At 53.7% G+C, this 24293-nt stretch carries 20 protein-coding genes; 8 read left to right on the plus strand and 12 right to left on the minus strand.

Annotation, left to right across the window (positions count from 1 at the left end; translation table 11 throughout):
- Position 1: 1 nt before the first annotated feature.
- Positions 2–337 (minus strand): ethanolamine utilization microcompartment protein EutS, encoded by a 336-nt coding sequence (eutS, locus tag OGY33_RS12835; protein WP_003037995.1) that lies wholly within the window; start codon positions 335–337, stop codon positions 2–4.
- A gap of 160 nt (positions 338–497) precedes the next feature.
- Positions 498–2777 (minus strand): NADP-dependent oxaloacetate-decarboxylating malate dehydrogenase, encoded by a 2280-nt coding sequence (maeB, locus tag OGY33_RS12840; protein ID WP_003835063.1) that lies wholly within the window; start codon positions 2775–2777, stop codon positions 498–500.
- 280 nt (positions 2778–3057) lie between these two features.
- Here maeB and tkt point away from each other — a divergent pair, with 280 nt between their 5' ends.
- Positions 3058–5052, plus strand: a complete 1995-nt coding sequence (gene tkt, locus OGY33_RS12845; protein ID WP_191238243.1) for a transketolase — start codon at positions 3058–3060, stop codon at positions 5050–5052.
- On the opposite strand, the gene OGY33_RS12850 is transcribed toward tkt, so the two are convergent.
- The 3 genes from OGY33_RS12850 to aegA all read right to left on the minus strand — a co-directional run bounded on the left by OGY33_RS12850 (position 5042) and on the right by aegA (position 8920).
- Positions 5042–6085: a DUF1176 domain-containing protein gene (locus tag OGY33_RS12850; RefSeq protein WP_168978079.1), complete on the minus strand. Its 1044-nt coding sequence runs from the start codon at positions 6083–6085 to the stop codon at positions 5042–5044. The two genes, tkt and OGY33_RS12850, sit on opposite strands and share 11 nt — an antisense overlap.
- Before the next feature lie 123 nt (positions 6086–6208).
- Entirely contained in the window at positions 6209–6784 is a 576-nt protein-coding gene (gene nudK, locus OGY33_RS12855) for a GDP-mannose pyrophosphatase NudK (RefSeq protein ID WP_003835070.1), read from the minus strand.
- A gap of 156 nt (positions 6785–6940) precedes the next feature.
- Positions 6941–8920: a formate-dependent uric acid utilization protein AegA gene (gene aegA, locus OGY33_RS12860; RefSeq protein ID WP_191238242.1), complete on the minus strand. Its 1980-nt coding sequence runs from the start codon at positions 8918–8920 to the stop codon at positions 6941–6943.
- A 260-nt stretch (positions 8921–9180) separates the two neighbouring features.
- On the opposite strand from aegA, the gene narQ reads away from it, so the two are divergent.
- Together narQ and acrD are read left to right on the plus strand one after the other, a co-directional pair.
- The gene (gene narQ, locus OGY33_RS12865) at positions 9181–10878 is read left to right on the plus strand and encodes a nitrate/nitrite two-component system sensor histidine kinase NarQ (protein ID WP_286571748.1); all 1698 of its coding nucleotides are present in this window, start codon (positions 9181–9183) and stop codon (positions 10876–10878) included.
- Positions 10879–11062: 184 nt separating this feature from the next.
- On the plus strand, positions 11063–14176 hold the full coding sequence (gene acrD / locus OGY33_RS12870; protein ID WP_048215800.1) for a multidrug efflux RND transporter permease AcrD: 3114 nt from the start codon (positions 11063–11065) through the stop codon (positions 14174–14176).
- A 75-nt stretch (positions 14177–14251) separates the two neighbouring features.
- On the opposite strand, the gene ypfM is transcribed toward acrD, so the two are convergent.
- Entirely contained in the window at positions 14252–14311 is a 60-nt protein-coding gene (ypfM, locus tag OGY33_RS12875; protein ID WP_001386977.1) for a protein YpfM, read from the minus strand.
- A gap of 389 nt (positions 14312–14700) precedes the next feature.
- Here ypfM and OGY33_RS12880 point away from each other — a divergent pair, with 389 nt between their 5' ends.
- Genes OGY33_RS12880 through OGY33_RS12890 form a run of 3 tightly spaced genes read left to right on the plus strand, consistent with a single transcriptional unit; the run spans position 14701 to position 16416 of the window.
- On the plus strand, positions 14701–15057 hold the full coding sequence (locus tag OGY33_RS12880) for an ArsC family reductase (RefSeq protein WP_003835078.1): 357 nt from the start codon (positions 14701–14703) through the stop codon (positions 15055–15057).
- Positions 15058–15060: 3 nt separating this feature from the next.
- Complete coding sequence (gene dapE, locus OGY33_RS12885) at positions 15061–16188, plus strand: succinyl-diaminopimelate desuccinylase (protein ID WP_048215799.1); 1128 nt, start codon at positions 15061–15063, stop codon at positions 16186–16188.
- A gap of 27 nt (positions 16189–16215) precedes the next feature.
- Positions 16216–16416, plus strand: coding sequence for a YpfN family protein (locus OGY33_RS12890; protein WP_003835080.1), 201 nt, complete (start codon positions 16216–16218; stop codon positions 16414–16416).
- A gap of 103 nt (positions 16417–16519) precedes the next feature.
- Here the strand turns inward: OGY33_RS12890 and ypfH are convergent, their stop codons facing one another.
- From ypfH to dapA, 6 genes are all read right to left on the minus strand, one after another.
- Positions 16520–17218, minus strand: a complete 699-nt coding sequence (gene ypfH / locus OGY33_RS12895) for an esterase (RefSeq protein ID WP_191238241.1) — start codon at positions 17216–17218, stop codon at positions 16520–16522.
- Between the two features lie 73 nt (positions 17219–17291).
- Positions 17292–19307, minus strand: coding sequence for a tRNA(Met) cytidine acetyltransferase TmcA (locus OGY33_RS12900; protein ID WP_191238240.1), 2016 nt, complete (start codon positions 19305–19307; stop codon positions 17292–17294).
- A gap of 15 nt (positions 19308–19322) precedes the next feature.
- Positions 19323–20189: a KPN_02809 family neutral zinc metallopeptidase gene (gene ypfJ / locus OGY33_RS12905; RefSeq protein ID WP_003037967.1), complete on the minus strand. Its 867-nt coding sequence runs from the start codon at positions 20187–20189 to the stop codon at positions 19323–19325.
- Between the two features lie 128 nt (positions 20190–20317).
- The gene (purC, locus tag OGY33_RS12910) at positions 20318–21031 is read right to left on the minus strand and encodes a phosphoribosylaminoimidazolesuccinocarboxamide synthase (protein WP_003835086.1); all 714 of its coding nucleotides are present in this window, start codon (positions 21029–21031) and stop codon (positions 20318–20320) included.
- Between the two features lie 111 nt (positions 21032–21142).
- Positions 21143–22177, minus strand: a complete 1035-nt coding sequence (gene bamC, locus OGY33_RS12915; protein ID WP_003835088.1) for an outer membrane protein assembly factor BamC — start codon at positions 22175–22177, stop codon at positions 21143–21145.
- A gap of 16 nt (positions 22178–22193) precedes the next feature.
- Positions 22194–23072 carry a 4-hydroxy-tetrahydrodipicolinate synthase gene (gene dapA, locus OGY33_RS12920; protein ID WP_003037957.1) on the minus strand — a complete coding sequence of 293 codons (879 nt, stop codon included), beginning with the start codon at positions 23070–23072 and terminating at the stop codon, positions 22194–22196.
- A gap of 145 nt (positions 23073–23217) precedes the next feature.
- On the opposite strand from dapA, the gene OGY33_RS12925 reads away from it, so the two are divergent.
- Positions 23218–23790 (plus strand): glycine cleavage system transcriptional repressor, encoded by a 573-nt coding sequence (locus OGY33_RS12925; protein WP_003037954.1) that lies wholly within the window; start codon positions 23218–23220, stop codon positions 23788–23790.
- Positions 23790–24260, plus strand: a complete 471-nt coding sequence (gene bcp / locus OGY33_RS12930) for a thioredoxin-dependent thiol peroxidase (RefSeq protein ID WP_003835095.1) — start codon at positions 23790–23792, stop codon at positions 24258–24260. Before OGY33_RS12925 ends, bcp begins: the two co-directional genes overlap by 1 nt.
- The last annotated feature ends 33 nt before the right edge of the window (positions 24261–24293 follow it).

Consider the following 24293-nt stretch of genomic DNA (forward strand, 5'->3'; position numbering starts at 1 on the left):
ATTAACTTTTTGTCAGGTTGCACAAAGTGAAATTTAATAATCGACCCAGACCGCTTACCGTCTGTAATAACGCTTCTTCTACTGCGCCTACCGAACCGTAGATCACCAGTGCGCCGCTGAATCTATCGAGAAAACCGATATGTACATCCGCCGCCTTCATGGCTAAGTCACCGGCAATCATCGCGGTTTCGCCTGGCGTCAGCGTCATGATGCCGATAGCGCCCGCTTCGGGAACGCCGATCTTTTTCGCTAATTCCTCGCCGGGGTGCGCAATGAGATGCGCCAGCGTGACCTGTTTCCCCGGCACAAATTCCTGAATAATGCGTTCTTTTTCCATTGCTCACCGCCTCCGCTAAAACTGCCCTCATCGTGGCAATTTTTTGTCAGAGTAAATAACAAAATTCGGCAACCAGGTTTAAAAGGTGAAGTAGATCACTAAGAAAGGGAAAATAAAAAGGCGCGGGAGAAACCCGCGCCGGAAATAAATTAAAGTGAAATTACAGCGGCTGCGTTTGGGCTTCTACAACCGCCAGCGCCACCATATTAACGATACGACGAACAGAGGCGATCGGCGTTAATACGTGAACCGGTTTCGCAACCCCCATCAGCACTGGGCCAACCGTAACGCCTTCAGAACTGGAAACGCGTAGTAAGTTGTAACTAATACGGGCCGCTTCCATATTTGGCATCACCAGAATATTCGCTGAGCCTTTCAACGGACTGTCCGGCATGCGGTCATTACGGATGCTTTCCACCAGCGCGGCGTCGCCGTGCATTTCGCCGTCAATCATCAACTCTGGCGCGCGCGCCTTAATCAGCTCCAGCGCGTCGCGCATTTTGCTGGCCGACGGACAGTTAGAGGAACCAAAGTTGGAGTGCGACAGCAACGCCACCTTCGGTTCGATACCAAAGCGACGCACGGTCTCTGCCGCCATCACGGCGATTTCCGCCAGTTGCTCAGGCGTAGGATCGTCGTTGACGTAGGTATCGGCGATAAAGGTGTTACCGCTTGGCAGCAGCAAGGCGTTCATCGCCCCGGCAGTATGCACGCCGTCGCGATGGCCAAATACCTCTTTTACCACACTGAAGTGCTCATGGTAGTCGCCAATCGTACCGCAGATCATCGCATCCGCTTCGCCGCGCTGTACCATGATTGCGCCAATCACCGTAGTGTTGGCAATCACCGCACGCTGCGCCTGCTCCTGGGTAATCCCACGACGCTTCATAATCTGGTAGTACTCGCTCCAGTACTCTTTAAAGCGCGGATCGGACTCATTGTTGACGATTTCAAAATCGACGCCCGCTTTGATCTGCAGACCCAGTTTCTGGATACGCATTTCAATAACGCTTGGACGACCGATCAGGATCGGTTTTGCCAGCCCTAACGTGATCAGCTCCTGGGTAGCGTGCAGTACGCGCGCTTCTTCCCCTTCGGTCAGCACCACGCGCTTCGGCGCTTTACGTGCCAGGGAGAAAATCGGCTTCATGAACAGGTTGGTTTTGTAGACGAATTCAGTCAGCTTATCGATGTAAGCGTCAAAGTCGGCAATCGGACGCGTTGCCACGCCGGAGTCCATCGCCGCTTTCGCCACAGCAGGGGCGATTTTGACGATCAGACGCGGGTCGAACGGTTTCGGAATGATGTATTCCGGGCCGAAGCTCAGGTCCTGATCGCCATAAGCAGAGGCCACCACTTCACTCTGCTCGGCATGCGCCAGCTCAGCAATGGCGTGCACCGCCGCCAGTTTCATCTCTTCGTTGATGGCCGTCGCACCAACGTCCAGCGCACCGCGGAAGATGAACGGGAAGCACAGGACGTTGTTAACCTGGTTCGGGTAGTCTGAACGACCGGTACAGATGATGGCGTCGGAACGCACCTCTTTTGCCAGCGGCGGCAGGATTTCCGGCTCCGGGTTGGCGAGTGCCAGAATCATTGGCGCACGCGCCATCTTCTTAACCATTTCCTGCGTCAGCACTTTCGGGCCCGAGCAGCCGAGGAAAATATCTGCGCCGTCAATGACATCATCCAGCGTACGCTTACCGTCATCCACCACCGCGTAAGCCGCTTTGGTTTCCGCCATGTTCGGTTCGCGGTCTTTGTAAATCACACCTTTGGAGTCACAGACCACAATATTGTGTTTCTGCATACCCAGCGCTACCAGCAGGTTCATACAGGCAATCGCCGCCGCACCTGCACCAGACACCACCATGCGCACGTCAGAGATATTTTTCTCAACCACCCGCAGACCGTTCAGAATAGCGGCAGTACTGATGATTGCCGTACCGTGCTGATCATCGTGGAAGACCGGAATATTCATGCGCTCGCGCAGTTTTTGCTCAATGTAGAAGCACTCCGGCGCTTTAATATCTTCGAGGTTGATACCGCCAAACGTGGGCTCCAGGGCCGCAACCACATTGATAAACTTATCCGGATCGAGTTCATCGACTTCAATGTCGAACACGTCGATCCCGGCGAATTTCTTAAACAGAACGCCTTTACCTTCCATCACCGGTTTGCCGGCCAACGCGCCAATGTTGCCGAGACCCAGCACCGCTGTGCCGTTGGAAATAACCGCAACCAGGTTGCCGCGCGCGGTATATTTGTAGGCTGCCAGCGGATCCTTTTCAATTTCAAGACACGGTGCAGCCACGCCCGGCGAGTAGGCCAGCGCCAGGTCGCGCTGCGTTGCCAGAGGCTTGGTCGGAGAAACCTGGATTTTACCGGGTACCGGAAATTCGTGGAAATCGAGGGCGCTTTGTTTTAACTGGTCATCCATCTTGTTGTTCCTTTCACGTATCTATCAAAAAAGTGGCGCGGGTAACCATTCTACTGAGCCGCACATTATCACCTCAGTCAACGGTACAAACTTTGAAGGTCCCCAAACTCTCACCATTCAAAGAAAGAATTTGTTATCAATTTATAACAACCATGTTACCTGCTTAATCCAGCAATACCATGCCTGTCTGCTATGCTTTTTGCTGACAACGCCCGCAATTTTCCCAAAAGTGTGAATCACAACACGCATCTAACACTTTACTTTTCAAGGAGTATTTCCTATGACCCGTAAAGAGCTTGCCAATGCCATTCGTGCGCTAAGTATGGATGCCGTCCAAAAAGCTAACTCCGGCCACCCTGGAGCACCAATGGGGATGGCCGATATCGCCGAAGTTCTGTGGAACGATTTTCTACGCCATAACCCGACCGATCCCACCTGGTACGATCGTGACCGATTTATTCTGTCCAACGGCCACGCCTCAATGCTGCTTTACAGCCTGTTGCATCTTTCCGGTTACGACCTGCCGATCGAAGAATTAAAGAACTTCCGTCAGCTCCATTCGAAGACGCCAGGGCACCCGGAAATTGGCTACACGCCGGGCGTGGAAACCACGACAGGACCGCTGGGTCAGGGTTTAGCCAACGCCGTCGGCATGGCCATTGCCGAACGTACGCTGGCAGCGCAGTTTAACCAGCCGGACCATGAGATTGTTAACCACTTTACCTGGGTCTTTATGGGCGACGGCTGTCTGATGGAGGGTATTTCACACGAGGCTTGTTCGCTGGCGGGCACGCTGGGGCTTGGCAAACTCATTGGCTTCTACGATCACAACGGCATCTCGATTGATGGTGAAACCGACGGCTGGTTTACCGACGATACCGCGAAACGTTTTGAGGCCTATCACTGGCATGTGGTACACGACATTGACGGTCATGACCCAGAGGCGGTGAAAAAAGCCATTCAGGAAGCGCAGGCTGTTACCGATAAACCATCGCTGATTATCTGCCGCACGGTGATTGGTTTTGGCTCACCAAATAAAGCAGGGAAAGAGGAAGCGCACGGCGCTGCGCTGGGCGAAGAAGAGGTGGCACTGACCCGGCAGAAGCTGGGGTGGCATCATCCTGCTTTTGAGATCCCCAAAGAGATTTACCGGGCGTGGGACGCACGCGAGAAAGGCGAAAAAGCGCAACAGGGCTGGAAGGAGAAATTCGCAGCTTACCAACAAGCCTACCCGGAACTGGCGGCAGAGTTTTCTCGCCGGATGAGCGGTGGGCTGCCGAAAGAGTGGGAGGCAACAACACAGAAATATATTACCGAGCTGCAGGCCAATCCGGCCAAAATCGCCACCCGTAAGGCCTCGCAAAATACCCTTAACGCCTACGGGCCTATACTGCCAGAGCTGCTTGGCGGATCGGCGGATTTGGCCCCCAGCAACCTGACCATCTGGAAAGACTCCTCCTCTCTTATAGAGGATCATGCAGGAAACTACATCCACTACGGCGTGCGTGAATTTGGTATGACGGCGATTGCCAACGGTATCGCCCATCACGGGGGCTTCGTTCCGTACACCGCTACGTTCCTGATGTTTGTCGAATATGCCCGAAATGCCGCGCGTATGGCGGCACTGATGAAAGCCCGACAAATCATGGTTTATACCCACGACTCGATTGGCCTGGGGGAAGATGGTCCTACGCACCAGGCCGTTGAACAGCTCGCTAGCCTGCGCCTGACGCCTAATTTCAGTACTTGGCGACCGTGCGATCAGGTTGAGGCGGCGGTAGGCTGGAAGCTGGCAGTCGAACGCCATGACGGGCCAACGGCGCTGATCCTCTCCAGACAGAATCTGGCGCAGGTTGAGCGTACGCCTGAGCAGGTGCAGCAAATTGCCCGCGGCGGTTATGTACTGAAGGATGGCGGCGGTAAGCCGGATGTTATTTTGATTGCTACCGGTTCAGAAATGGAAATCACGCTGCTGGCAGCGGAAAAACTGACCGGAGAAGGTCGTAACGTGCGAGTGGTTTCTCTGCCCTCAACCGATATCTTCGACGCCCAGGATGAGGCGTACCGGGAATCGGTCCTGCCAGCAAACGTCAGCGCTCGCGTGGCGGTAGAAGCAGGAATTGCTGACTACTGGTACAAATATGTCGGGCTGAAAGGGGCAATTGTTGGGATGACGGGTTATGGAGAGTCGGCTCCAGCGGACAAACTGTTCCCGTTCTTCGGCTTTACGGTAGATAACATCGTCGACAAAGCGCACAAGGTGCTTAACGCGTGATCCACAGTGTGGGCCAGGCATCTGGCCCATGCCAGTTATCGCAGCTTGGCTCCTGGGCATAGCGCACCAGGCGAAAACGTTGACCGTCGTAGCGCCAGCGGGTCTGGATACCGCAATCTGCCAACCCTCGTCCTTTAGCGAGGGTGACCAGCTCCCGCGACTTCTCGTCAAACGTAGCGTTGGTCAGCTCCATATCGCGACTTTCTGCATCCGTTTTAAACGGCAGGCTTAACCGTACCGCGCGTGAAGTCAACGGAGTCGTACGTGAAACCACCCACGCCAGATCGATGGTGTTATACGCCCCGGCCTCACAACCAATCATCAGCAGCGCTTTATCATCCGTTAGGGCCGTGACGCGCATCTCGCGACGCAGCGGATCGATAGAGCAGCGAATACCGTTGATCCGCCAGTTACCATAGTCCAGCAGTTCACTGCGCTCCTGCTGCGTGAGAGGCGTTGGCGTTGGATTAATGACCGCTACACCTTTCAGCGCGGGGGCCGGAGGTACGCTGAGCGGAGGCTCGTCACCTTTTTCAATCCATGCAGTTTCGCTCCCCACCCGTTTTTGCTGGGCGTCGATAAACAACAACGCGGCTTTTAGCCCGGCCAGCGAAAGGTTTTGCGCACCTTTTTGCAGGGTAATCGCCTTCGCGTCCTGTACGGTTTGTAAAAATGCGCTGATGGTGGCGGGATCATCGGTCGTCAGCTGCCAGGGAGTTATGCGCCAGTGCTCGCCGCTCAGCGAGAGTGGCGCACCATCCAACAGCAGACGCGGCGCAATATCGCTCTCTTTGACGCTGGACGATTCCAGCCCGCCCAGCTCAATACGCAACACGGCGTCAGTATGTGCCCCAGCGCTGCGGCTCAAGGTCATGACCAGGCCGTGGTGCTCTCCGGTATTTCGCGCCACGCAAAAATTTTGGTTATTACACGTTACCTGCCAGTCAGAAAACGCCTGTTGCGCGGGCGCAGCCCACAGCAATCGGGCAGGTAGCAACCCGAGCAGGAAAAGGAGAATAACGCGATAGCGCATGGACGGTACAACCCCGAAGTCAAAACACACAGCCTAAGCGGTATCTTCCTTGCGCGACTGATGTGGCTCAATAAGAATCGTCGGATTGGCCGTAAATTTGTAAAGAAATATAAATCCCGCGCATTAGTCCATGAGATGCGATGACTGCAAATAGTTCAGTAATAGCACCGTTTTACCGTCACGGATCTCACCCGTTTTGATCATTTCCAGCGCCTGTGTGAACGGCAGTTCCAGAACTTCAATATCTTCATCTTCCACGCCGCCCCCCGCGTTTGCACGCTGACTGTCGCTGTATTGCGCGATGAAGAAGTGGATTATTTCCGTCACACCGCCCGGCGACATGTATAGCTCAAACAGTTTACGTACTTCACCCACTTCAAAGCCGGTCTCTTCAATCGCCTCTTTTCGAATACATGCTTCCGGTTCGTCGTTATCCAGCAGCCCGGCGCAGGTTTCAATCAGTTGACCGTCTTCGTTACCGTTGACCCATGTCGCAACGCGAAACTGGCGGATGAGCACCACCGTTTTCTTCTCCGGGTTATACAGCAGGATTGTGGCGCCGTTGCCACGATCGTAAACCTCACGTTTGTGACGGATCACCTCTCCATTCTTACGGGTCAGGTCATAAGTGATATTGCGCAGGACGAAGTAGTTATCGGAGAGGACTTTATCTTTGATGAGGGTAATTTTTTGTGACATACCGGCTCCACGGCGAGAAGTGAAAAATAATACTACGCCGTGAAACCGGGTTTGTCTTGGAACAATGTAGGCCTGATAAGCAAAGCGCCATCAGGCATTCATGCGGCACATTGCCGGATGGCAACGCTAACGCGTTTTATCCGGCCTACTCGCCGATTAATGAGATTTGACTGATTTTACGCCCAGCCAGTCGACGATCCCCTGGGCGGCGTGCCGCCCTTCCGCCATGGCCGTCACCACCAGGTCTGCACCGCGTACCGCGTCGCCACCGGCAAAGATTTTCGGGTTACTGGTTTGATAACGGTATGCACTTTCAACATCGGCGGCAATGCGCCCCCAGTTATCGACCTTAACGCCATGCGACTCCAGCCACGGCATGCCGTGTGGGTGAAAACCAAACGCCATAATCACCGCATCTGCGGGCATGACAAACTCACTCCCGGCGATGGGAACCGGGCGACGACGGCCCTGCGCATCAGGTTCGCCAAGCTGGGTACGTAAGAAACGCACACCGCTGACTCGCCCATCGGCATGCAACACCAGCTCAACCGGCTGAACGTTAAACTCGAAATTTGCCCCCTCTTCCCGGGCGTTCTTCACCTCTTTTTTCGAGCCGGGCATGTTGGCTTCATCACGACGATAGGCGCAGGTCACCTGGCTTGCGCCATGACGCAGGGCGGTTCGCACACAGTCCATTGCCGTATCGCCTCCGCCCAGCACAACCACGTTTAGTCCGGCGGTATCGATAAATGGTTCTTCAGGCAGTTCCTCCAGCCCCATCACCTGCTTGGTGTTGGCAATCAGGAACGGCAGCGCATCATACACGCCTGGCGCGTCTTCATTTGGCAGGTCCGCCTTCATGGAACGATAGGTTCCTACGCCCACGAACACGGCATCGTAATCCTCCAGCAGCTTTTCAAGCGCGACATCCTTACCCACTTCACAGTTAAGTTCAAAATGAATACCCATGGCGCTGAAGATTTCACGGCGGCGCGCCAGCAGCGATTTGTCCAGCTTGAAGGCCGGAATACCGAACGTCAGCAAACCGCCAATTTCGGGATGGCGATCGTAGACGGTGGCGCTGATACCGCTGCGCGCCAGCACATCCGCACAGGCCAGACCCGCAGGACCCGCACCGATGATGGCAACACGCTTGTCCACTTTCTGCACATGGCTTAAGTCCGGTCGCCATCCTTTACTCAGCGCCCGATCGGAGATGTAACGCTCAATATTACCGATGGTGACTGCGCCATGCTCGCTACGCACCGTGCATGCCCCTTCGCAGAGTCGATCCTGCGGGCATACACGTCCGGTCACCTCCGGCAGGCAGTTGGTCTGGTGAGAAAGCTCAACCGCCGCGTCGATATTCCCGGCTTTGACCAGTTCAATCCACTGCGGAATGTGGTTATGCAGTGGACAGGTCCATTCGCAAATACTGTGGTCGCCGCATTTCAGGCAGCGAGAGGCCTCGCGCTCCGCCTGCGCCGTACGAAACGGCAGATAGATCTCTTCAAAGCTGGTTTTCCGGGCCTCAATCGCCAGTTTATCCGGCTCCCCGCGCGCAGGCGTCGCCTGCATTTGCTCACGTTTAGTGATGACATGTGGAACAAAATCGGTAGTGCTGGCATGCCATGGCTGGCTTTCCAGACTTGCGGTACGCAGCCTGCGCGCTTTTGACAGACCGGTAAGCGAATTTTCCGTCACCAGTTGTAACGCCTGCGCCGGACAGTTTTCTACGCAGGCGGGTCCCTGTTCACGCCCCTGGCACAGATCGCATTTGTGCGCGGTAGCTTTCACCTTCCCTTTGGCGACGGGAGTGAGTACGATCTGCATCGTGCCGAAAGGACAGGCTACAACGCACGATTTACAGCCAATACACTTTTGCGGGTTCACCTGAACGCTGTCGTTATCATGGCTAATTGCCCCGTTTGGGCAACTTCTGGCGCAGGGTGCATCTTCGCAGTGGTGGCAGGTCACCACGCTGCGCTGCTGCTGATGCTTAATGACGGTAATTCGGGGCTGAAAATGCCGTTGGTTCAGGACATGCTGTTCGCCATTGTGAGCCATGACGCAGGCGACCTCACAGGCATGGCATCCCAGGCACTGCTGGCTATTGACCATAATAAAACGATTCATGGCTTCCTTCTTTTTTGGTTGCAAAAACCTTATTCTTTATAAGAGTGTTATTAACCGACACGGAAGGAAGCGGCAATGTTCATTTGCCCAGGAAGCACAACTATTTATCCAGAACCTGTGGCAGATCAATTTATTTCATCGCATATGAAATTGTGTTTCAGTTACCATCCAGTTTCATGGCGTTTTATTAACATTTATCAAATACACCGCATCGTTCACGCTGTTTTCAGGCGCGACGTGTATTGTGTGAGGATGCACAAGTGACGGTAAAGCGTCCGGTTTCGGCCAGTCTGGCTAAAGCTTTTTTCTACATAGTGCTGCTGTCAATTCTCTCAACGGGTATTGCGCTGCTCACGCTGACCAGCAGCTTGCGAGATGCCGAAGCCATCAACGTTGCTGGCTCATTGCGCATGCAAAGCTACCGTCTGGGTTACGATCTACAAAGCCAGAGCCCGCAGCTTAACGCCCACCGCCAGCTTTTCCAGCAGGCGCTAAACTCGCCAGCACTACAGAATCTGAACGCGTGGTATGTGCCACAAGCGGTAAAAAGCCGCTATGGACGTCTGCATGCTAACTGGCTGGAAATGAACGCCCGCCTGATCGACGGCGATTTAAAATGGTACCAGGCCAACATCAACAACTACGTCGATCAAATCGATCTCTTCGTGCTGGCGTTGCAGCATTATGCCGAACGCAAAGTGATGCTGGTATTTGGCATCTCGCTGGCGGGCGGGATAGGCATATTCACCCTCGTCTTCTTTACCCTGCGGCGCATTCGCCAGCAGGTGGTGCGTCCACTGAATAAACTGGTGATGGCCAGTCAGCAAATTGAACACGGTCAGTTTGATATCCCACCGCTGGATACCGGTTTGCCCAATGAGCTGGGATTGCTGGGCAAAACGTTTAGCCAGATGTCGAGTGAATTACACAAGCTGTACCGCTCGCTAGAAGCCTCGGTCGCAGAGAAAACCCACGATCTCCACGAAGCCAATCGCCGTCTGGAGGTGTTGTATCAGTGCTCCCAAGCGTTAAATACCAGCCAGATTGACGTGCACTGCTTCCGCCATATTTTACAGATCGTCCGCGAACATGACGCCGCGTATTTCCTTGAGCTCACCGTCGGTGATAACTGGCGGATTAGCGAAGGGACTAAAAGCCTCGAGCTGCCAATGCAAATCCTGCCAGTCACCATGCAGGAAACCGTCTACGGCGAACTGCACTGGCAAAGTCCAAACGTCAACGCTTCTACTCCGCTGCTCAACAGCGTCTCCTCGATGCTGGGACACGGGTTGTACTTCAACCAGGCGCAAAAACATTTTCAGCAGCTGTTGTTAATGGAAGAGCGCGCGACCATTGCACGCGAGCTGCACGACTCGCTGGCGCAGGTGCTCTCTTATTTACGCATTCAGCTCACGCTGCTGAAGCGCTCGATTCCAGAGGATAACGCTCCGGCGCAAAGCATTATGGCGGATTTCTCTCAGGCGCTGAATGATGCCTATCGTCAATTGCGCGAGCTGCTGACCACCTTCCGTCTGACCTTACAGCAGGCCGATTTACCCTCCGCCCTGCATGAAATGCTGGAAACGCTGCAAAATCAGACCTCAGCTAAACTCACACTCGATTGTCGGTTGCCTACGCTTGCGCTGGATGCGCAAATGCAGGTGCATCTGTTGCAGATCATCCGCGAAGCGGTGCTGAACGCCATTAAGCATGCCAGTGCGAGCGAAATTGCTGTCAGTTGCGTAACGGCTCCGGACGGCAACCACACGGTTTATATCCGCGATAACGGCATCGGCATTGGCGAGCCGCATGAGCCTACAGGGCACTATGGACTAAATATTATGCGTGAGCGGGCGGAAAGACTAAGCGGCACGTTGACCTTCTCTCAACCTTCTGGAGGGGGAACGTTGGTGAGCATCAGTTTCCGTTCGGCTGAATCAGACAGTGAGCTAACGTAAAGAACCGCAAAGCGCCGTCGGGTCTGGATCCAGGCCTGACGGCGTTGGCACGAAAGGTATGCTGTAAACGGGCATGATAATTTACATTATCTTCTTTTTTTCTCCACGTTTGACCCGTACCTTGCCGCTAAAGTGAAGCAAGCCATACCCATAACGATACGCAGAAACACGAGGTCCTCTTTTAATGGCGAATTTTTTCATCGATCGCCCCATTTTTGCCTGGGTGTTAGCTATCCTGTTGTGCCTGACAGGAGCCCTGGCTATTTTTTCACTGCCCGTTGAGCAATATCCCGATCTGGCACCGCCAAACGTGCGGGTCACCGCCAACTATCCTGGCGCCTCGGCTCAGACTCTGGAAAACACCGTCACCCAGGTTATCGAGCAGAACATGACCGGTCTCGATAACCTGATGTACATGTCATCGCAGAGCAGCGGGACAGGTCAGGCTACGGTTACGTTGAGCTTTGTTGCCGGAACCGATCCTGACGAGGCCGTCCAGCAGGTGCAAAACCAGCTGCAATCGGCAATGCGTAAACTGCCGCAGGCGGTACAGGATCAGGGAGTTACGGTGCGTAAGACCGGGGACACCAATATTCTGACTATCGCCTTTGTCTCCACCGATGGCTCAATGGATAAGCAGGACATCGCCGACTACGTCGCCAGTAACATTCAGGATCCGCTCAGCCGTATTAACGGCGTGGGGGATATTGACGCTTACGGCTCACAGTACTCCATGCGTATCTGGCTTGACCCGGCCAAACTGAACAGTTTCCAGATGACCGCTAAAGATGTGACCGATGCTATCGAGTCACAGAATGCGCAGATTGCCGTCGGACAACTTGGCGGTACGCCTTCGGTGGACAAGCAGGCGCTGAACGCGACGATCAACGCCCAGTCGCTACTGCAGACTCCGGATGAATTCCGCGCCATTACGCTACGCGTCAACCAGGATGGTTCAGAAGTTAAACTGGGCGATGTGGCAACGGTCGAAATGGGGGCTGAAAAGTATGATTACCTCAGCCGCTTTAATGGAAATCCTGCCTCCGGCCTGGGCGTGAAGCTGGCTTCAGGCGCCAATGAAATGGCGACAGCAACGCTGGTCATTAACCGTTTGAACGAGCTGTCACAATATTTTCCGCACGGGCTGGAATATAAGGTGGCGTATGAAACCACCTCCTTTGTTAAAGCCTCAATCATCGACGTGGTAAAAACCCTGCTGGAAGCTATTGCACTGGTATTCCTCGTGATGTACCTGTTCCTGCAAAACTTCCGCGCCACGCTGATTCCCACCATCGCCGTTCCCGTCGTCCTGATGGGTACCTTCTCCGTGCTTTACGCCTTTGGCTATAGCGTTAACACCTTGACGATGTTTGCGATGGTGCTGGCGATCGGTCTGCTGGTCGATGACGCCATTGTGGTTGTGGAAAACGTCGAGCGTATTATGAGTGAGGAAGGACTCTCACCGCGGGAAGCGACACGGAAATCGATGGGACAAATCCAGGGTGCGCTGGTCGGTATCGCCATGGTGCTGTCAGCGGTGTTTATCCCGATGGCCTTCTTCGGCGGCACTACCGGGGCTATTTACCGCCAGTTCTCGATTACTATTGTTTCCGCGATGGTGCTGTCTGTTCTGGTGGCGATGATCCTGACCCCCGCTCTGTGCGCCACCCTGCTCAAACCGCTGCATAAGGGCGAGCATCACGGACAAACCGGTTTCTTCGGCTGGTTTAACCGGATGTTTAATCGCAACGCCGAGCGCTACGAAAAAGGCGTCGCCAGGATCCTGCACCGCAGCCTGCGCTGGATACTGATCTACGGCCTGCTGCTCGGCGGAATGGTTTTCCTGTTCCTGCGCCTGCCAACCTCCTTCCTGCCACTGGAAGACCGCGGCATGTTTACCACCTCGGTACAGTTGCCCAGCGGCTCCACACAGCAGCAAACATTGAAAGTGGTTGAGGAAGTGGAGAAGTATTACTTCACCCATGAGAAAGACAACATTATGTCAGTCTTTTCCACGGTCGGTTCTGGCCCTGGCGGGAACGGTCAAAACGTGGCACGTATGTTTGTCCGCTTAAAAGACTGGGATGAGCGCGACACCACTACCGGGACCTCTTTCGCCATCATCGAACGTGCGACCAAAGCCTTTAATAAGATTAAAGAAGCCCGCGTCTTCGCCAGCAGCCCTCCGGCTATCAGCGGCCTCGGAAGCTCTGCCGGTTTCGATATGGAGCTGCAGGATCACGCCGGTGCGGGCCATGATGCGTTAATGGCCGCGCGCGACAAACTCATTGAGCTGGCCGGGAAAGACACGTCCCTGACCCGCGTTCGTCATAACGGTCTGGACGACAGCCCACAGTTGCAAATTGATATCGATCAGCGCAAAGCCCAAGCGCTGGGCGTTTCCATCGACGATATCAACGACACATTGCAAACGGCCTGGGGTTCCAGCTACGTCAATGACTTTATGGACCGGGGTCGCGTGAAGAAGGTTTACGTGCAGGCGGCAGCAAAATATCGCATGCTCCCGGACGACATTAACTTGTGGTACGTCCGCAATAACAACGGTGGCATGGTGCCTTTCTCGGCCTTTGCGACTTCACGCTGGGAAACCGGTTCACCACGTCTGGAGCGCTATAACGGCTACTCCGCGGTCGAGATTGTCGGCGAAGCCGCGCCTGGCGTCAGTACCGGTACGGCAATGGACATAATGGAATCGCTGGTGCGCCAGTTACCGACAGGGTTTGGCCTCGAATGGACTGCGATGTCTTATCAGGAACGGCTATCGGGCTCTCAGGCCCCTGCCCTGTACGCCATTTCTCTGCTGGTCGTGTTCCTGTGTCTGGCGGCACTGTACGAAAGCTGGTCGGTACCCTTCTCCGTCATGTTGGTCGTGCCGTTGGGGGTCATTGGTGCGCTACTGGCGACCTGGATGCGCGGCCTGGAAAACGATGTGTATTTCCAGGTCGGGTTACTTACCGTTATCGGGCTATCGGCGAAGAACGCAATATTGATTGTTGAATTCGCCAATGAGATGAACGAGAAAGGACACGATCTGCTCGACGCCACGCTCCATGCTTGTCGCCAACGTTTACGCCCAATTCTGATGACGTCACTGGCGTTTATCTTCGGGGTGCTGCCGATGACCATCAGCAGTGGCGCTGGTTCTGGCGGTCAACATGCGGTGGGGACTGGCGTAATGGGCGGGATGATTTCAGCCACAATTCTGGCGATTTACTTCGTTCCCCTGTTCTTTGTGCTGGTGCGCAGACGCTTCCCATTGAAGCCACGCCCAGAATAATCGGACACAAAAAAGGCGACTTACGTTGAGTCGCCTTTTTTTATCCTTTACAGGATATGAATTTCTTCCAGAAAATTATTTACGAAGCATCACTTCGATAAAGTCTTTCCAGTTCCCCAGTTCACGTTCAATCATAACAACCTCTCTTATTATTATGGGCATTCTACGAAATCATCATCATTAAAAGAAGGCAATTTAACCGATGGTTGCGATTGATTCCTCCAGTGTTTGGGGTTTATGTGATCACTATGCGCTATACCCATAAATTTTATGTGACTTACTGCAATATTTTGAAATATTCATACATCATCTACTACTTTTGCAATTCTGATGGAAAAACAGGCTGATGCAAACAGGCAGATTCTGATTTTTAGTTATACGGTATTTTTTGGAGCTTTCAGGAATCATTATTCACTGTTGTTCAACAATGTTATATTTTTCTATAACGATTGAATGACAATATGTATTATTCATTGCCACAGAATAAAAGAATAAATATTCAAGTTACGTCAATAAGGATTCAAATGATCACCCTTTACGGCATTAAGAATTGCGACACGATTAAAAAAGCCAGACGCTGGTTGGAGGCTCAAGGTATTGACTACCGCTTTCATGATTATCGCGTCGACGGTCTGGACAACACGCTCTTACAGTCCTTTATCAGCGAATTAGGTTGGGAGGCGCTGCTCAATACGCGTGGAACCACCTGGCGTAAACTCGATGAATCCACGCGCAGTCAAATCACCGATGCGGCTTCCGCCGCCGCGTTGATGATTGAAATGCCAGCAATTATCAAACGCCCATTGCTCTGCGCGCCGGGTAAGCCTATGCTGCTTGGTTTCAGTGAATCCAGTTATACTCTGTTTTTTAATGAGGTGTAGTCTATGTCGTGCCCGGTCATTGAGCTGACACAGCAGCTTATTCGCCGTCCTTCCCTGAGCCCGGATGATGCCGGGTGCCAGGCGTTAATGATTGAACGCCTGCGCGCGGTAGGTTTTACCGTTGAGCGAATGGACTTTGGTGACACACAGAATTTTTGGGCATGGCGCGGTAAAGGTGAGACCCTGGCATTTGCCGGTCACACCGACGTAGTGCCTGCCGGCGATGTCGATCGCTGGATCAATCCACCGTTCGAACCGACCATTCGCGATGGCATGTTGTTCGGGCGTGGCGCTGCCGATATGAAGGGTTCACTGGCGGCGATGGTCGTGGCCGCAGAACGTTTTGTCGCCCAGCATCCAAACCATCAGGGTCGTCTGGCCTTTTTGATAACGTCTGACGAAGAAGCCAGCGCCAAAAACGGCACCGTGAAAGTGGTTGAAGCGCTGATGTCGCGTAATGAACGACTGGATTATTGCCTGGTGGGTGAGCCATCCAGCACGGAAATCGTTGGCGACGTGGTGAAAAATGGACGTCGTGGTTCACTGACCTGCAACCTGACCATTCACGGCGTGCAGGGCCACGTAGCCTATCCGCATCTGGCAGATAACCCGGTACACCGCGCGGCCCCCATGCTCAACGAACTGGTGGCGATCGAGTGGGATCAGGGTAACGAATTCTTCCCGGCGACCAGCATGCAGATTGCCAATATCCAGGCTGGAACCGGAAGCAACAACGTTATCCCTGGAGAACTATTTATCCAGTTCAACTTCCGTTTCAGCACTGAGCTGACCGATGAGATGATTAAAGCACGGGTTCACGCGCTGCTGGAGAAACATCAGCTGCGTTATACCGTCGACTGGTGGCTTTCCGGTCAGCCGTTCCTGACCGAACGCGGTAAACTGGTGGATGCAGTGGTGAACGCCATTGAGCACTATAATGAGATTAAACCGCAGTTACTGACTACAGGCGGGACGTCCGACGGGCGTTTTATTGCCCGCATGGGGGCGCAGGTAGTAGAACTTGGGCCGGTCAACGCCACTATTCATAAAATTAATGAATGTGTTAATGCCGCCGACCTGCAGCTGCTTGCCCGTATGTATCAACGTATCATGGAGCAACTCGTCGCCTGATGAGTGTTCCTGTAAGAGGAAATGAGCATGGACTGGCTGGCAAAATATTGGTGGATTCTGGTGTTGGTGTTTCTGGTAGGCGTGCTGCTGAACGTGATTAAAGATCTCAAGCGCGTCGATCACAAGAAATTTCTTGCCAACAAGCCGGAGCTTCCCCCGCATCGTGACTTTAACGATAAATGGGACGACGACGACGATTGGCCGAATAAGGACCAACCGAAGAAATAATTAGTAGGCCGATAAGTCCCGTAGGCCCGGTAAGCGTTAGCGCCACCGGGCATTACGTGCCGGATGGCAACGCTTCGCGTTTTATCCGGCCTACGGTGATCGATCAGATCATGGCAATCACATCATCATCGTGAGGCTTACCGCCGCTCAGCGCTTCATCAAAGTAGTGCTTCGGTACGGTAAAACGCAGATGATCGAGCGCAAACTGCATGCTGCGTTCATCAATGGCGTGCCCCAGATTTTCGACGATATCCAGCGTCACATCTCCACCAGCGCGAATTAACGCTTCCTGCGCGGCAACGGCATGAGATAACTCAATTACCCGGTCTTCACCACCGTGAATCAAATGCACCGTCGTCGCGGTGGTTGCAGCCTCTGGCAAGGTGGCATAGCGGCCATTGAAGGCGATGACCCGCGATGCCAGCCCCGGCTCAGCTTTGATGCTCTCAAGTGACATAATTGAACCCTGAGAAAAACCAATCAGCGCGGTTGCCTGCGGCGAAACGCCGCTGTGCTTCTGCCAGTAGCGCACGGTTTCGATAAACACCGGCATAATGGCGTCAACACGTTCCTGACGATTCTCTTCTGTTACGCCCTGCACCGAAAACCACTGACGTCCGGACGTCGTTCCGTAAGGCTCTGCTCCACCAATGCTAACGATTAGCGCATCCGGAAACAGCGGCGCAAACCAGGAGCCGATTTCGCCCATGGCAACCGGGTTATCGCCGACGCCATGAAACAGCAGCAGTAGCTGTTGAGCGGGTTTATCGGGACTTTGAACAACAAAATGGTCATGTTTCATGGCGATCTCCTTAACTGATGAGAATCATTCTACGCCGCTTAACCGCAATGACCATGCCAGGAAATTGAAGAAGTTAGTGAAAAAATTGCCATTGTATAATGCGATTATGTAGCCGCTGTTCACGCTCTGCATCTAACTGATTTAATGCCTGCGCCGCTTCGGCGCGCTGAATGACCAGCAACGCTTTACGACCAGAAATCTTGAGCTGTTGACACAATTCGGCGTCGCTACGTTTAGCCTGGATGCGTCCGCGCAAGGCCGGAAGAGGTAACTCACTGTGCTCAAGCAGACGACTCAGACATCCTAGCGACGTCAATAATGGCCGATGCGCGAAGGCAAACCCAGCCAGCTCAGCCCAGTCATCCTCATTAAGCGTAGTCTCTTTCAGCGGGACCAGCGGAATGCTCTCACCGTTCCATCGCGCAAGGATTTCCGCATCACGGCGCAAATGCAGGAGCTCCCGCTCGGCAAGGCGTTTCCCCGCTTCGCTAATGGGAAGTAACGCCATGGCGGTATAACAGCCGCTGCTGGCTTCCCGATGATTTCCCATTCGCACCAGCACAAAACCGCAACGTTGCCAGAAACGCCATAGTTCAGCCGTATACCCAAAACTGACCGACAGATAGTCACACGATGTGGAATAGCGGTAGGCCAGCATAATCAGCTGTTGCCCAATACCTTCTCTTTGGCGCGCAGGATGAACCGCAATTCGACTGACCCGTCTCCCGACGAGCGTCGCCGCCAACGGGTCACCACCGTGCGCCGCCAGCGACTGCGCAACCAGATTCCCTCTCGGTCGACGATATCCGGCCCAGACGGCCTGGCTTAATTCCGCGGATAGTCCCCCTTCATCGACCAACCAGACGGCTCCCGCTACGGAGTCAGCGGTTGATGCCTGAAGAAAATGCTGTCCAGGCGCGTCCATCATTCGCCGCAGGTCCAATGGCGAGGTGCGATAATGCGCTCCAGAAAGCAGCTGGTATACCGCTAACGGCAGCGCCGGATTAGCATGCCAGGACTGTTGCTCAAATGCCGAGAAGTGAAGCTCCCCCAATGGGGCATGCGTGAACGTTTCATCATCAAACACCAGCGCATCGCTGACGATTTGCTCCAGAGGACATCCCTGCGCCCAGCGTACCGGTTGCTGCAACTCATAGCGTTGAAGATTGGGGAAGCGGGCACAGAATTTCAGCAAGAAGCCTCTCCCCGTTCCCTCGTAGCCTTGTACTGTAGTGGTTAACAGCGTACGAGGAAAACGCGCCACCAGTTGGTGCAGCAGCGGCGCGGGGATCGCGGCGGCTTCATCCACAATCAGCCAGTCTGCGATTGCAGAACTGCTTAACAGCGCATCCGGGGCCATAAAACGGTAACGCTCTCCGGCAAATTGCGCCAGCACATCGGTTGCCGCTTTGGCAGGCGCTGTCACAATCGCAGTGCCGTTAATCCGCGCTATGAGTTGCCCTGCCAGAGCGGACTTGCCCCGACCCCGTGCGGCCGTCACCGCAACCACACCGGGAGGCATAGCCAGCAAATGATTTAATATCATCGCCTGTTCTGGCTGGGGTTCGCCGGTTGCCGCATGCCAGGCTGCGCGAGCAGGAAAATGCGGACAGGCAACCGGCTGATGCTGTTGCCAGTGCAGAGCCTGTCTATCGCGGGAAATCACCCGTTTGATGTGCTCAATAAAGTGCGGTGTAGGGATCGGTTCAGCACAATCGCTCCAGCGTAGTGAATCCGCGTCCGGATGTGTGTGCCAGGAATGCCAGGGTGGGGTCAGCAATACCAGCCAACTGCCAGCAAGCAGTGTGCCGCTTAAGGCGGCAAACGCCGCAGCGTCAAAACCTTGCCTGGCGTCAAAAACCGCATGACGAAACTCGCGCCCTAATAATGTTTTTAGCGCCTGCGGCGTACAGCACGGCTCGGTAGGGGCTTGCTCCCCTACCCACAGCCAGTCGCCGGGTAACGTGCTACGTAGCGCTAATGCCTGTTCCTGACACCAGTTATCCTCGCCGCTGATAATCAGCAGACGACGGATCCCTTCGTGGGTCATTTGTTCGGTTAACGCGCTCAGCGCCGTGTTATCGGACATCCCTGCCACAGAGTCTTAAATACCTTTACCAAAAGTATTACATTGCCCCGGATCGCCGCTGTCAAAACCGCGTTTGAACCAGGTAAAACGCTGTTCAGAGGTTCCGTGAGTAAAGCTGTCCGGTACTACGCGTCCTTGTCCCTGCTGTTGCAGACGATCGTCACCAATGGCCTGTGCGGCGTTCAGTGCCTCTTCCAGGTCACCAGACTCCAGTACGCCCTGCTGCTGCATGCTGTGGCCCCAGACACCGGCAAAGCAGTCTGCCTGCAGTTCCATTCGAACGGAAAGACGGTTCACTTCTGCCTGTGAGGCATTCTGCTGCATCTGACGAACTTTAGGTTCAATGCCCAGCAGTTTCTGCACGTGATGACCCACTTCATGGGCGATAACATAGCCCTGAGCAAAATCACCATCAGCGCCCAGCTTGTTTTTCATGTCGTCATAGAATGAAAGGTCGATGTAAACCGTACCATCTGCCGGGCAATAAAACGGCCCCATCACGGACTGACCCGCACCGCAGCCGGTACGCGTCGCGCCCCGGTACATCACCAGCTTCGGCTGTTGGTAGGTGCGGCCCATTTTTTCAAACTGCTGTCCCCAGGTATCTTCTGTTGTAGCCAGAATCACCGAGGTAAATTTTGCCGCTTCATCATCGTTTGGGCTGATGGAGCGTGATGATTGCTGTTGGGAGACCGGCTGGCCAGTCATTAGCCCGGTGAGATCCACGCCATAATAACCCGCCACCAGCACCACAATCAGCAGGATGATGCCGCCTTTACCACTGGGCAGACGAAAACCGGGCCCACCCATAGAGGGGCCGCCGCCAGAGCTGTTTCGTCTGTCTTCCACATTGTCACTTTCACGACGCCCTTGCCAGCGCATAATCACCTCAACTTTTTATTCATTATGATGATGATCGTAGGCGGTTCGGAACAGGATTACCATAAGAAATAGTAATCAAATCAGGTGGGGTTAATGAGCCGGAGAGCAATCGCCGGCTCAGGGGGAGATTAGTCTAACTTCACACCCAGGCGATGCGCGACGGCTTCATAGGCTTCGATCAGGCCGCCCAGACTCTGGCGGAAGCGATCTTTGTCCATTTTATCCAGCGTTTCTTTGTCCCACAGGCGGCTACCGTCCGGTGAGAATTCATCACCCAGGACCACTTCACCTTTATACAAACCAAACTCAAGTTTGAAGTCGACCAGAATCAGACCAGCATCATCAAACATCTTTTTCAGCACGTCGTTAGCTTTGTAGGTCAGCTCTTTCATACGTGCCAGATTCTCTTTGCTCACCCAACCAAAAGTTTCGCAATAGGAATCGTTAATCATTGGATCGTGCATAGCATCGTTTTTCAGGAACAGATCAAACAGCGGCGGATTCAGCTCAATACCTTCCTCAACGCCTAAACGCTTAACCAGAGAGCCTGCCGCGCGGTTACGTACCACACATTCAACCGGTACCATCTCCAGTTTTTTCACCAGACATTCGGTATCAGAAAGCAGTCGCTCCATCTGGGTAGGAATACCCGCTTCTTGCAGTTTAGTCATAATGAAATGGTTGAATTTGTTGTTCACCATGCCTTTACGGTCAAACTGTTCAATGCGCGCGCCATCCCCTGCTGACGTATCATTGCGGAATTCGAGCACCAACAGGTCCGGGTTTTCCGTGCTGTATACGGTCTTCGCTTTACCACGATACAACTCAGCTTGCTTTTGCATCTTTATTACTCCTGGGTGTGAATTAACGATAAATATTGCGTTTTTCTGCCGACGCACACGTTTGCGTATCATATCAGAAAAAAAGGGCTGGAGTTATCCAGCCCTTTATTTTTACTTACTGAACGCTGCCTGGAAGACGGCGACCAGCGCGTCGTTCTGGCTTTGCGTCAGGGTATGCCCCTTCGGATCGATAAACTGCAAGCTGCTGCGGTTGTCTAAATCACCGACCTGCAGTTTATAGTCGCCGGATACCAGACCCGGATCGCTTGCGCCCAACTCCTGCCAGTTGCTATCGGACAGTGGTTTGTAGGTCACCGCGATGCTGCCCTGAGAACGGGTGCTGTCGGTTACCTTCATCCCCACTTTCTCAAGCGCTGCCGGCAGACGCTGCCACACCACGTTGAACGGTCCACGTACCACCAGCATTGGTAAACCGGTGTCATCGGCGGCGCTCTGAACATCCATGGTGGCTGCAGAGCGGTTCTGCGCGGCATTCGCGGCGTCGGTGGCGTTCTTATCCAGACCAGCAGAGATAACGTTCATCATCTCAGCGCTGTAACGCTGCATTGATGCCGCATCGGCTACGGGTTTACCCGCCTGCTCGAGGTTAACCAGTTTCACCGTTACCGCTTGCTGATAGCCCTGCGGTTTAACCGAGATTTGATAACGTCCACGGTACTGCTCGTCTTCATCCAGACGGTTCCAGTCAACCCAGTCGGTGGTCAACGTCTGGCTGGCATCATCACGTTTGGTGATCGTGTAGTTTTTAGACTGAATGACGCTAACGACCTGCGGCCACAGTGTGTTGCCACGACCGTTTTCCACCAGTAATGTCGACGTATCACCCGCGATCTGTGTGCGAGCACCGGTGACTAATGCTAACGGCTGAGCCGGTGGACGAATATCCAGCGCTTTACCCACGGCACCACTGCCGTTGGTTACCGGGATATTATAGTCGCCCGACATAACCGGCAAAATCATCCCAGCTGGAGCATGAAGCTCAGCAAGCGGTGCGGCCTCCAGATAGGATTCATCACCGCTCACCTGGCGCTTATAGCGCGAGTCAGAGCTACAGGCCGCGAGCAACATAACAAGCGAAACACCCGCAACCTTGGCCAGGCGCGACTTTTGTACTGAGTAAGCCATCAAATCTCCCTAAACTTTACAGCAAACCGGCATGCTTAAGCGCCGCTTTGACGATTTCACGAGCATTGTCCGTGATTGGCGTCATCGGCAGACGTAGCGTATCGGTCGCCACAAGTCCCAACTCCTTACACGCCCATTTCACGGGGATAGGATTGGGTTCGACAAATAGTTTGTTGTGTAACGGCATCAGACGCTGGTTAATCACCCGCGCCTCGGCAAATTGCCCGGCTGCCGCCAGTTTGCACATTTCAGCCATATCACGTGCCGCAACGTTAGACGTTACGGAAATCACGCCATGACCACCGAGCTGCATAAAATCCAGTCCGGTCGCGTCATCACCGCTGAGCAGAATAAAGTCGTCCGAAACCAGCTCTTTGATCTGGTGAACGCGACTTAAGTTCCCCGTGGCCTCTTTAATAGCGATAATATTTTTAACTTTCGCCAGACGACCCACGGTTTCCGGCAGCATATCGCAGCCAGTACGGGACGGCACATTATACAGAATTTGCGGCAGGTCAGTATGCTCAGCGATGGCTTTGAAATGCTGGAACAAACCTTCCTGGGTTGGGCGGTTGTAGTAAGGCGTCACCGTCAGGCAGCCGACAACACCGCTGTCGTTGAAACGCTGCGTCAGACTAATGGCTTCCGCGGTCGCATTGGCGCCGGTTCCGGCAATCACCGGAATACGCCCGTCAGCCAGTTCCAGCGTCATCATCACCACATCGCCATGTTCATCATGACTCAGGGTGGCGGACTCACCGGTGGTGCCAACAGAAACGATCGCCGAGGTGCCGCTGGCGACATGATAATCAATCAGTTTTTTCAGGCTCGACCGGCAGACTTTACCTTTCTCATCCATCGGCGTAACAAGCGCGACAATACTTCCCGTGAACATGGGCCATCCTCTGTGCAAACAAGTGTCTCAATGGTACGTTTGGTACGACAATAAAAGCAAGCGACCAGAGCCGTTCTGATTGTTGTATGCATGTTTTTTTTATGCTTTCCTTATGATTACCTCACCGCTCAAAGGAAGAACAGGTTTGACATCGTCATCGCAACACTATCTGGTCATTACTGCGCTGGGTGCCGATCGCCCAGGAATTGTGAACACCATCACGCGTCATGTCAGCAGTTGCGGCTGTAATATCGAAGACAGCCGACTGGCCATGCTGGGTGATGAGTTCACGTTTATCATGTTGCTGTCGGGCACCTGGAATGCCATCACCCTGATTGAATCAACCCTGCCATTAAAAGGCGCAGAGCTGGATTTACTCATTGTGATGAAGCGCACGACCGCGCGCCCCCGTCCGGCAATGCCTGCTACGGTATGGGTGCAGGTCGATGTCCCTGATTCTCCCCATTTGATTGAACGCTTCACCGCTCTGTTTGACAGCCACCAAATGAATATTGCGGAACTGGTTTCACGCACGCAACCGGCTGAGAATGGAAAGGCGGCGCAGTTGTTTATTCAAATTACCGCACATAGTCCTGCGTCACATGATTCGGCAAATATTGAAGATGCGTTTAAAGCACTCTGTACAGAACTCAATGCGCAAGGCAGTATTAACGTCGTCAATTACTCACAGCATGATGAACAGGATGGAGTTAAGTAATGAACCCACTGAAAGCCGGTGATATCGCACCGAAATTTAGCTTGCCGGATCAAGACGGAGAACAAGTAAATTTAACCGACTTCCAGGGACAGCGTGTTCTGGTTTATTTTTACCCGAAAGCCATGACACCCGGCTGTACCGTACAGGCTTGCGGCCTGCGCGATAACATGGATGAGTTAAAAAAAGCGGGTGTAGAAGTGCTGGGGATCAGCACCGACAAACCAGAGAAGCTTTCCCGATTCGCGGAGAAAGAAGTCCTGAATTTCACGCTCCTGTCCGATGAAGATCATCAGGTTTGCGAGCAGTTCGGTGTCTGGGGTGAGAAGTCATTTATGGGCAAAACCTACGATGGCATCCACCGCATCAGCTTCCTGATTGATGCCGAAGGGAAAATTGAGCATGTGTTTGATGACTTCAAAACCAGCAACCACCACGACGTGGTAATGAATTGGCTGAAAGAGAACGCCTGACCGTGAAATGCCGGATGGCGGCGTGAACGCCTT

The organism is Citrobacter sp. Cpo032, assembly GCF_030332975.1.
Classification (GTDB): Bacteria; Pseudomonadota; Gammaproteobacteria; order Enterobacterales; family Enterobacteriaceae; genus Citrobacter; species Citrobacter portucalensis.

Bases quoted from the DNA above. Each gene is read 5' to 3' on its own strand.
- eutS (WP_003037995.1), bottom strand. From the start codon at position 337: ATGGAAAAAGAACGCATTATTCAGGAATTTGTGCCGGGGAAACAGGTC.
- maeB (WP_003835063.1), bottom strand. From the start codon at position 2,777: ATGGATGACCAGTTAAAACAAAGCGCCCTCGATTTCCACGAATTTCCG.
- tkt (WP_191238243.1), top strand. From the start codon at position 3,058: ATGACCCGTAAAGAGCTTGCCAATGCCATTCGTGCGCTAAGTATGGAT.
- OGY33_RS12850 (WP_168978079.1), bottom strand. From the start codon at position 6,085: ATGCGCTATCGCGTTATTCTCCTTTTCCTGCTCGGGTTGCTACCTGCC.
- nudK (WP_003835070.1), bottom strand. From the start codon at position 6,784: ATGTCACAAAAAATTACCCTCATCAAAGATAAAGTCCTCTCCGATAAC.
- aegA (WP_191238242.1), bottom strand. From the start codon at position 8,920: ATGAATCGTTTTATTATGGTCAATAGCCAGCAGTGCCTGGGATGCCAT.
- acrD (WP_048215800.1), top strand. From the start codon at position 11,063: ATGGCGAATTTTTTCATCGATCGCCCCATTTTTGCCTGGGTGTTAGCT.
- OGY33_RS12880 (WP_003835078.1), top strand. From the start codon at position 14,701: ATGATCACCCTTTACGGCATTAAGAATTGCGACACGATTAAAAAAGCC.
- dapE (WP_048215799.1), top strand. From the start codon at position 15,061: ATGTCGTGCCCGGTCATTGAGCTGACACAGCAGCTTATTCGCCGTCCT.
- OGY33_RS12890 (WP_003835080.1), top strand. From the start codon at position 16,216: ATGGACTGGCTGGCAAAATATTGGTGGATTCTGGTGTTGGTGTTTCTG.
- ypfH (WP_191238241.1), bottom strand. From the start codon at position 17,218: ATGAAACATGACCATTTTGTTGTTCAAAGTCCCGATAAACCCGCTCAA.
- OGY33_RS12900 (WP_191238240.1), bottom strand. From the start codon at position 19,307: ATGTCCGATAACACGGCGCTGAGCGCGTTAACCGAACAAATGACCCAC.
- ypfJ (WP_003037967.1), bottom strand. From the start codon at position 20,189: ATGCGCTGGCAAGGGCGTCGTGAAAGTGACAATGTGGAAGACAGACGA.
- purC (WP_003835086.1), bottom strand. From the start codon at position 21,031: ATGCAAAAGCAAGCTGAGTTGTATCGTGGTAAAGCGAAGACCGTATAC.
- bamC (WP_003835088.1), bottom strand. From the start codon at position 22,177: ATGGCTTACTCAGTACAAAAGTCGCGCCTGGCCAAGGTTGCGGGTGTT.
- dapA (WP_003037957.1), bottom strand. From the start codon at position 23,072: ATGTTCACGGGAAGTATTGTCGCGCTTGTTACGCCGATGGATGAGAAA.
- bcp (WP_003835095.1), top strand. From the start codon at position 23,790: ATGAACCCACTGAAAGCCGGTGATATCGCACCGAAATTTAGCTTGCCG.